This is a genomic window from Bacillus sp. D386 (assembly GCF_006346415.1).
This window is the reverse complement of the sequence record NZ_VEMV01000003.1, coordinates 552587-562222: the sequence shown is the minus strand read 5'-3', so window position 1 is coordinate 562222 and position 9636 is coordinate 552587. Positions and strand designations below refer to the sequence as shown.

Annotated in this window: 4 protein-coding genes; all 4 read right to left on the bottom strand. The window is 36.1% G+C overall.

Annotated elements, in window-relative coordinates; all coding sequences use genetic code 11:
• Window positions 1–237: 237 nt before the first annotated feature.
• Window positions 238–2529 carry a glycoside hydrolase family 3 N-terminal domain-containing protein gene (locus FHY45_RS11425; protein WP_139891907.1) on the bottom strand — a complete coding sequence of 764 codons (2292 nt, stop codon included), beginning with the start codon at window positions 2527–2529 and terminating at the stop codon, window positions 238–240.
• 94 nt (window positions 2530–2623) lie between these two features.
• The gene (locus tag FHY45_RS11420) at window positions 2624–5743 is read right to left on the bottom strand and encodes an alpha-mannosidase (protein WP_139891906.1); all 3120 of its coding nucleotides are present in this window, start codon (window positions 5741–5743) and stop codon (window positions 2624–2626) included.
• A 488-nt stretch (window positions 5744–6231) separates the two neighbouring features.
• The gene (locus FHY45_RS11415; RefSeq protein WP_139891905.1) at window positions 6232–7737 is read right to left on the bottom strand and encodes a response regulator transcription factor; all 1506 of its coding nucleotides are present in this window, start codon (window positions 7735–7737) and stop codon (window positions 6232–6234) included.
• Window positions 7730–9520 (bottom strand): sensor histidine kinase, encoded by a 1791-nt coding sequence (locus FHY45_RS11410; RefSeq protein WP_139891904.1) that lies wholly within the window; start codon window positions 9518–9520, stop codon window positions 7730–7732. Before FHY45_RS11410 ends, FHY45_RS11415 begins: the two co-directional genes overlap by 8 nt.
• Window positions 9521–9636 lie beyond the last annotated feature (116 nt).

Here is a 9636-nt window from a genome sequence, read left to right as displayed (position 1 = left end):
ATATCTATTAAAATATCACCTAATAGTTCGGATTTATCATTGACTGAAATACTTATGTCCCAGCCTCTTTGTTTACGATCATTTCTATCTACTTGTAATAAAAATAGGTATTTTTTATTCAAAAAGAAGAACTAATAAACACATTACCAAAATAGGTGCTAACCTCTTTAAAATCGTTTTAATAGAAAAGGCTTCCTCTTAATCTCTAAATAAACTGCCCAAAAAATTTAAAAATCATCAGCCGATTTTAAGTGATACTTTTAGGGATTCAACAGGATTGCCAACTTCTAAAACAAAATTTCCCGGCTCTATGGTATACTGCCTTTGATTTCCGTAAATTTGCAATTCTTCTTTTCCAATATCAAAATTTACTTCTTTTGTTTCCCCAGCTTTTATCCAAACCTTTTTAAATCCTTTTAATTCCCGTACTCTTCTTGTAATGCTGGATTCTTTTCCCTTTAAATATAACTGAATAACATCGTATCCATCACTGCCACCACTATTGGTAACATCTACTGAAAGATTAAATATTTGTCCAGCTGAAAGTTTATCTACTGAAATAGCCTGTTCCGAGCATTGTAGATTTTCATAAGTAAAGGTCGTATAAGATAGCCCAAATCCAAATGGGAATAGACTGCTGCCTGCCATATCAAAATAGTCCTTTTTGTAATTCCCATCCTTGTGATTATAAAATACAGGAATTTGCATAGAAGATCTTGGGATGGAAACAGGTAATCTACCGCTTGGATTAACGTGTCCAAACAATATTTCTGCAATTGCCTGTCCACCCATTTGTCCTGGGTACCATGCGCTTAAAATCGCTGGGGCGTTTCCAGCAATCCAAGGGATCGCATGTGGGCGGCCCTGTATCAAAATCGTAATGGTTGGCGTACCTGTCTTCATGATTCGCTGCAACAATTGCAATTGATGACCGCCTAACTCTAAACTAGCTAAGTCTACATTTTCGCCGCAATCCATTTCCTCTTCTCCTGTTATATTAACGACTGCTCCATTTAAATCGAACTGTGCCTTAAAATCCCTTGCGCTCGACCCACCTAGTACCACAATAGCTACATCCGAGCTTTCAGCAAGACTGACGGCTTTCTCGATTCCTTCCGTAGACCGTGAGCGAATGCCACATCCTTTTTCATATACAACTTCTGTCCCCCCTGCAAGCTTTTCGATTCCCTTAAGAACCGTAATAACATGATCTTCTTGTTGGAACGGCGTGTAATCACCCAATTGATTGTAGATTGAATTGGCATTGGGCCCAATTACCGCTATTTTTTTTAAGTTATTCTTTAGCGGGAGAATTCCCTCATTTTTTAATAAAACAATCGACTGCCTTGCTGATTCTAAATTAATTTCCTCTTTTTGTGCAGTAATTCCAGCCCACTTGGTTACAACATAAGGATTTTCGAATAATCCCATTTTAAATTTCAATGTAAGAACTCTTCTAACGGCTTTATTAAGTTGTTCTTCACTAACAAGACCATCTTCAATAACCTTTTCTAAGGTGGTATATACATTATCCCAAAGGCTTATATCTATTCCGCTTTCAAGAGCCAGCGCAGCCGCCTTTTCTCTGCTTTGGGCCAAGTTGACCAAATTGTCTAGAGCGCAGCCATCTGCCATAACAGCACCGTTAAAGCCAAATTCCTCTCGTAAGATTTCATTGAGTAGATAGCCATTTGCATGGCATGGAATCCCATCGATTTCATTATATGCGGCCATACAAGCAAGTGCCCCGGAGTGTATAGCCGCAATCATTGGAGGCAGATGGATCTCCCTTAATTCTCGTTCACCTATAGATGCAGGTGCAGCATTATGGCCACCTGTTCCATTGCCCTGAGCTGCAAAGTGTTTTAATACCGCCACAAGTTTTCCAGCTTGAATAGTTTCACCATTATCTCCCTGCATTCCTTTTACCACTGCTTCTGTTAACCTTGAAGCTAAGTACGGATCTTCACTGAAGCATTCTTCTGAACGTCCCCATCTGGGATCCCGCAAAATATCGAGTGTTGATACAAGCGCCATATGAGCCCCTTTTGCCCGAACTTCCTCTGCTACAGCCGCCATCAAATCTTCGTGTAGATCCGGATTCCATGTCGCTCCTACACCTAAATTAACAGGAGTAATCATACTGTCGAGCCCTTGATGACCATGTGAGCACTCCTCTGATAGCAGAACTGGAATACCTAGCCGTGTGTTTTCTTTAATATATTGCTGTATCATATTCGCAACTTCAGCACTTTCACTTTTGGGAATTCCATTTTCATAATGAATGCCTGACCATGGATCGGATCGAAACAAACCGTAAATAACTCCGATTCCATCCCCAAATCGCACGTGGTTTATAAACTTTTCTGTTAATTCGTACCCTGATTCTGTTTTTCGGTAGGCTTCCCAACCATACATCTTTTGGTTTACCTGACCTACCTTTTCCTTTAGTGTCATTTTTGAAAGTAATGATTCTACCCATATTGATATCATTTCTGTTTCGTTTACTGAATCCATCGCATTATCCATCTTTCACCACCTCCTCTACCCTCATTGCTTGGATTTATATATGCTATACTGCTTAAGATATTTTGCAGGCGATACAAGATGAAAATCTAAGTGATTAGAATGTGACTAAAATCGTTTTTACTTCAAACGGCTTAAGATAGGAGGATAATTTATTTTTTTGAACCGGAACAGCGTCTTGTTTTTCCTCCAATAAGTTCGTTTCATCAGCAGAAAAAACCGACTTTACAAATGTTACTTGTACTTCTTCCCTGCCGCCGCTTGATTCGTACATTCTTAAAATGATCCCCTTACCATCTTCAGAGGGTTTCAATGTATCTAGAATAGCGTGTTTGCTCTTCAAATCGATAAAAGAATGTGAGTTTGGAAGATTTCCACTATGAGAGGAGGCGTTTACACAAACGATAGGGTGATTCAATTCATAACCTCTCTTAACTACTTCCGCTTCTCTCCAATCCCCTTCATGTGGAAGCAGCGAGTAGGTAAATTCGTGATTACCTAAGTCAGCTGTTGGATCTGGCCATTTAGAAGCTCGAAGTAAAGATAGACGAAGGGTATTATGTTTTACGTCATATCCATACTTGCAGTCATTGAGCAGGCTGACACCATACCCCGCTTCAGAAAGATCCGCAAAACGATGACCGCACACTTCAAACTGTGCTCTCTCCCAACTTGTATTCGTGTGATTTGCTCTCTCCACTGATCCAAATGGAATTTCATATGTGGCTTTTTGACAAAGGATATCAACAGGAAAGGCTACTTTTAATAATTTGTGTTGCTCCTGCCAGTTAACTTTTGTATGAAAATCAATTCGACTACTATGATGGTAAAGAATCATTTCTTGTTCAATAATGGAATTTGACAACTGCCATTTAAAACGAATGGAATCCTGTGTCTCGCCTTTTTGAATATCTTTACCTAGCAAAACTATTGAATCAGCAGGCTGGTCATTAAATTTTGGATCAATATCCCAGGCATCCCACACGATTGGCCGGTCATGAAACAACTGAAATTGGTTGGCTAGTGCACAAGGTGCTAAAACCTCACGTTGTGCCTTTTTGTCATACAAGCGGAGCATTTCCCCTTTTTCATTCCATTCCACTAAATAATATTCAGTTTCCCATCGGCTACCTACTTCCTCATTCACTTTTATACTTGGATTATCATAATCCTTTAACCAGATAGTCTTGTAGCCAAGTTGAGGAATGTCAGATACATAAATAGATAATTCCAGTTGGCCATTTTTCAGCTGGCGGATGTCTGACGGCAAAAAGTCACCATCCTTATTAAGCGCTTTCTTACCTGCCAATTCAAATCCCCCGATAATTCTTACCGTTTCTGACCTCGCCCATGACAAACTGTTAAATAGAAGGAATGGGGTTCCTTCACCCAGCGTATTTATTTGCTTTTCTAATACTACAAGAGCATTATTTTTAACATGCTCACCGGCAGTAAAAATTTCCTTGTAATCAGCTTCTGACTTTTCATACACCTCAGGAATTGATGAACCCGGAATAATATCGTGAAATTGGTTAAGAAGAAGTGATTTCCACCCTTTTTCCAATGACGGAGCAGTACCAACGTTTGCAAAGTAAGCTGCCATAGTACTCCAAAATTCTGCTTCTCGAAAAAGAACCTCAGCCTTACGATTCCATTTCTTATTCCGGGCATGTGTTGTGTATGTCCCTCGGTGAAGCTCTAAATACATATCTCCAACCCATGTCGGCAAATTGGGATCTTCTTGTTGAATACCATCAAAGAATTCGTGTGCTGTACTATTCACCACTGCTGGAAGTCCGGGAAGGGAGGTAGAGCGGTTTATATAATCAATCATTTCTTGTGTAACACCTCCACCTCCATCCCCGTGACCATAGAGAAGCATTTGTTTTGGATATAGTTGCTTTTGTTTATAGCTCCTCCAGTGATTATCAATTTCTTTTGGATGGGTATATTCATTCAAACCATGATTTAAATAGGAAAGAATTCTTGTTCCATCAATGCCCTCCCAATGAAATAAATCATATGGGAATGGATTAGTATCATTCCAGTTCATTTTGGTTGTCATAAAGTACTCTAATCCTGCTTTCTTTAACAATTGAGGTAGAGAGGCGCAATATCCAAATGTATCTGGAAGCCACTCAATTCTTGGCTGTTGACCGAATTCATCTTTATAGAACTTCATTCCATATAAGAGTTGACGCACCAATGATTCGCCAGAAGGTATATTTAAATCAGGCTCTACCCACATACCACCGACAATTTCCCAGCGGCCATCGGAGATATGCTTTTTAACCCTCTGATAGATGTCAGGATAATATTCTTTTACAAATGCGTATGCTTGAGGTTGACTTTGAGCATAGGTAAAGTTCGGATTCTCATCTAGTAAAGTACTCATCGTCGAAAAAGTACGACTGCACTTTCGGACAGCCTCCTTCATCGGCCATAACCAAGCTAAATCAATATGGGATTGACCGACCATTAACATCTGTCCCGGTATGCTACCAGGTAAATGTGCCAGATGTTTAATTAGCTTTTCTTCTATTTCTTTTATCCGTAAACTTTCACGTAAAGATTCAGGTTTTTCAAAAAGAACTTGATACTGAACTTCATTTAGAGCTTCGAAGATTTTTCCTCTTATTAAATCATCTTCAGGGAGCAATTTTGCAGTCTCAAAGTAACATGTAACAGTTGTTAAAAGACTTTTTATTGCTGGATTCGGCAATTCCAAGCACCCATTAATCAGATAAAGAGAAGGCGGGTCATATTCCGCAGGTTCATTTTGATGATTTAATTCATCTACTGCCTGAGGAACAGGATTAAATAATTCTATTTTGATATTAATTTTTTCTTTTCCCCTTGCTTTATCATTAAATGGCACATAATTTCTGTTTCGATCAATCCCTTGATAGGGCAAGCCATCGATCGAAACCAAACCCTCATGATGAGTTGGTCGTCCCTTTGCCCCAACTAGAAAATTTAATCCAAATTGTTGCTTTCTCCATTTTTCTGGTATGTATACATCTTTTTCAAGAAACATAGTTGTACCTGAATTGATTAACCAATCACCATTATTAACTAAAGGAGAACTTTCAGATTCTAATACATACTTAATAGGTTCCTCATATATCGCACGTTTCGTACGCCAATCGGAAATGGGTATAGCTTCTAGAAGTTGGTGATCTGCTAGATAACGAATGAATCGTTCTATTCTTTCCATTACATATCCCTCCAGGTACCTATTGAACAAATTAATAGACAAATTGTATGGCAGATGATAGGTCAGTATCATACTTTTCCATCAGGCACCAACAACTCAAATTACAAAAATCAGGCATTCTAAAAAACCTAGTGCTTTATCTTTTATCAGAAACTCTTCTAAATAAATTCTCCTTACCGTGTATCCAGATTTATCCTGTCGATGAATCAGGCTATGAGAGTTCATGGACATTTATTCAAACAATTATCTTAATCTTCATCTTTCTAAATAGGATGTACTGGTATAAATATGTAATCATTTTCATAATTTTAGCAATAATAAATGCCCCTTCCTATTGGGGAAAATATAGATTCATTGGATAAAATAAAGAATACTCAAATAGAAGATGCAATAAAAAAACGTATCAATTTGATACGTTTTTACTGGTAAATTCATGTGATATGAAAGTGGCCTAGCGATTTATCTTCAATTCCCTTCCACCAGATTATTCAAATCTTTCTCCATTCACTAGGTGTTGTCCCTATATTTTTCTTAAATTGTTTATAAAAGTAGGTTGTATCAGAATATCCTACTTTTTTGCCGATTTCCCCAGCGCGATAATGAGTTGTTTTTAATAATTCCTTAGCTTTTTCTAATCGATATCGATTCAGGTATTCAGAAAACACCAAGCCAACTTCTTTTTGGAATAATTGGCCTAAATAAATGGCGTTTATATGAAACTGCTGTCCAAGTGTTTTTAATGACAGACCTTCATGATAATGTGAATGAATATACTGAAGCACATTTTGCACAATCGGACTTCGACTATGAGTATGTTGATGAATGGCTTGGAGTAAATCATGACAGTACTCTTTTAGGATGGTTGTCATATGACTGATTTCAGTACTATAGACAATCCTTTCAACAGCTGCAGTATATTGAGAAAAATCATCGTGCTGTATGGAATAGTGGATATAGCAGATTAAATCAAATGTATATTTTTTTACTACTTGAGGAGAGATTAAATTTGACTGCTGTGTCAAATTTTCAAAGAAATGATCAATCTCCAATAAGAATACGTCTTCCCCATTCATTAGTTTTTTCACGATATTTTCTTTAATTTCTTTTTGTCTCTTTATTTCTTCCTGCCGATCCATTGCATTTTTATTGGAAATAAGAACATTGGGTTCGAAATTTAACTGCAGCAAACTATTTTCCCTTGCATTCGCAAAACTGTCCTCAAATCCATCAAGCGTATTGACTACCTTTCCCATAGATAAATAAAATAGTCCGGTCCCTAACTGTTCTTTATGTAAATGTTCGACTAGATTTTGATTTTGTCTCAATATATCCTCTTCATCATAACCTCCATAGATGATTACGATTTCCTGGAAAGGGCTAAAGAGACAAAGTGCTGAATAATTTTCCTCAATAAAGCTACGAACTTTGTTTAGTATCTCTCCATCTTGGTAATTCTCAATATTTAATATAGAAACATTATAAAGCTTTTCATTAAACTCAATACTGTATAATAACAACCTTTCATGAAAATCGTGCTGATCTATTTCACCAGTTAAATAGTTCCATAACGTATTATCCAACAGAGTTGTCTCATCATGCTGCTGCCTGGTGTTTACGATCGAATTTAACTTTCGGCCTGTATTTTGGATAGTTGTTAATAATTCTTCTTCATCTACTGGTTTTAGCAAATAATTCTCAATGCCTAACAATAATCCTTGTTTAATATACTCAAACTCTTGATAACCTGTTAAAACAATACTCTTAATCTCAGGCTTTATTTTATTTACTTCCTCAACTAAATCCAAGCCAGACATTTCGCCCATTAAAATGTCCGTGATAAGAATGTCAATTGGATGATTAATTAGATAAGCAAGAGCATCCTCCCCGCTTTCGGCAGTATAGGCAATTTCAAATCCATAATCCTCCCAATCTATTATGGCCTTTAGTCCTTTTGTGATAATCGGTTCATCATCTGCTAATAGTATCTTATACATGCTTGATCTCCTGCACAGGAATAGACAACTTAACCGTTGTACCTTGGTCTTTGATGCTAGTCAAGGAAATTCCAAACTGGTCTCCATATTTAAGCTTTAGACGTTGATGAATATTTCTTAATCCGATTGATTTCACACCGTCACCTTCTTCATGATTAATATGTTGAACAATGATGTCTAATTTATCTTCAGACATTCCTTTGCCATTATCTTTCACGATGATATCTATTTTTTCACCTACTTGTTGCGCAAGGATTAATAATTCATTATTAAATTGATTTTTTTTGAAACCATGAGCAAAATAATTTTCAATTATTGGCTGTAATATTAATTTTTGTACCATTGTTTGTTCCACTTCATTTGGAATATTGATATCCACACTTAATTTATCTGGATATTTAAATTGCATCAATTTCAAGTATTGATTAACATATCTGATTTCAGTGTAAAGCGGTACGGTATCTTTAGATTCCAAAGTATAACGAAAAAGCTTAGATAAATGAAAAATCATTTTACTGGATGTTTTAGAACCCTCTACAACTGCAACCATTCGGATGGCCTCAAGTGTGTTAAATAGAAAATGCGGATCTATTTGTGCCTGAAGGGCTTTTAATTCGGCTTGCTGCTGCTTCATATTCAACAGGTAGGATTGTTCAATATACTTATTTAGCTCTGTTAACATCGAATTGATATTGATAGATATCTTCGATAATTCATCTTCTTGCTTTGATATCGGAATTCGTGCATTCAAATCACCATTTTCTACCTTACGAACTATCTTTACGATGTTTTGAATTCGACGGGAATAATTCCTGGTAAAAGAAAAAGTTATTAAAATAGCAGCTAAAATAAGAAAGCAAATAACAACCCACATAGTCCCTCTAATGATCGTCAGCTTTTGCCATCCTTTATCGGGAATAACACTTATGTAAGTAAATTCCCCCATATTAGCAATCGTGTTTATGTGATAGTTTTCTTGCTTCCACTCTATTTTTGTCTCATTTGTTTCTCGTTTTACTTCCCTAATCATATCAATCGGGATACCCTTATTAACCGAATAAATAATTTCTCCATTTCTATCAATAAGAAAGAAAGATACTGGTGCTCCTTCTTGCTTTCTTAACATTTTGTCTAACCATTCTGTTGAGTAATAAAATGATATTTCACCAATTTTTTTCAGTGTTACTGGGTTATTCAGAATGATTTTTTTTGTTATTGTGTTTCTTAACTTTCGTTCTTTTAGCAAACCATCCCTGCTTAAGTTAGGTATTCCCTGAGATAGAGATGGATCTGCATTTGTACCAAGGTCAATTACGCTTTTATTCCAGCGGACATTATTATTGATTAATAGATATTCAATAGATTGAGTCTCATATGAACGTAAACTAATGGCATTTAAATCAATATCCTGACTAAAATAACCGTTAAAATAGATATCAATATTATTAGGAGTAAAAGATTTACTTTTCGAAAATCTATCTAAATGGTACTCCAAGTATTTTCCATAACCATTGTTGAGAGCGAAAGTTATATCATTGATCATATCTCCATTTATATAAAGATCTCTTATAGCTCTATTAATATCTGCATCCTTGGATGAAAAATAATCTTCTACTCTTTCTAATGTCCGTGTATTAATATTAACTTCCTTTTGAATAATAATATTGGAATAATAATTTGAAACCGTAACAAATAAAATGATAACGGTTACAACAATAGTGATAGAGGATATCAAAAACAGTCTATTAAACACATTTTGCGTATAGCGTCCTTTAGATTTCATATTAGAATCCTTTAGTATACAAATTATATATATATATGTTAATCATAACATAAATTAGTAATATTTAGGTTATTAGGTTAAAGAGGAATATAACTAATAAAATCAAGCTGGAATGC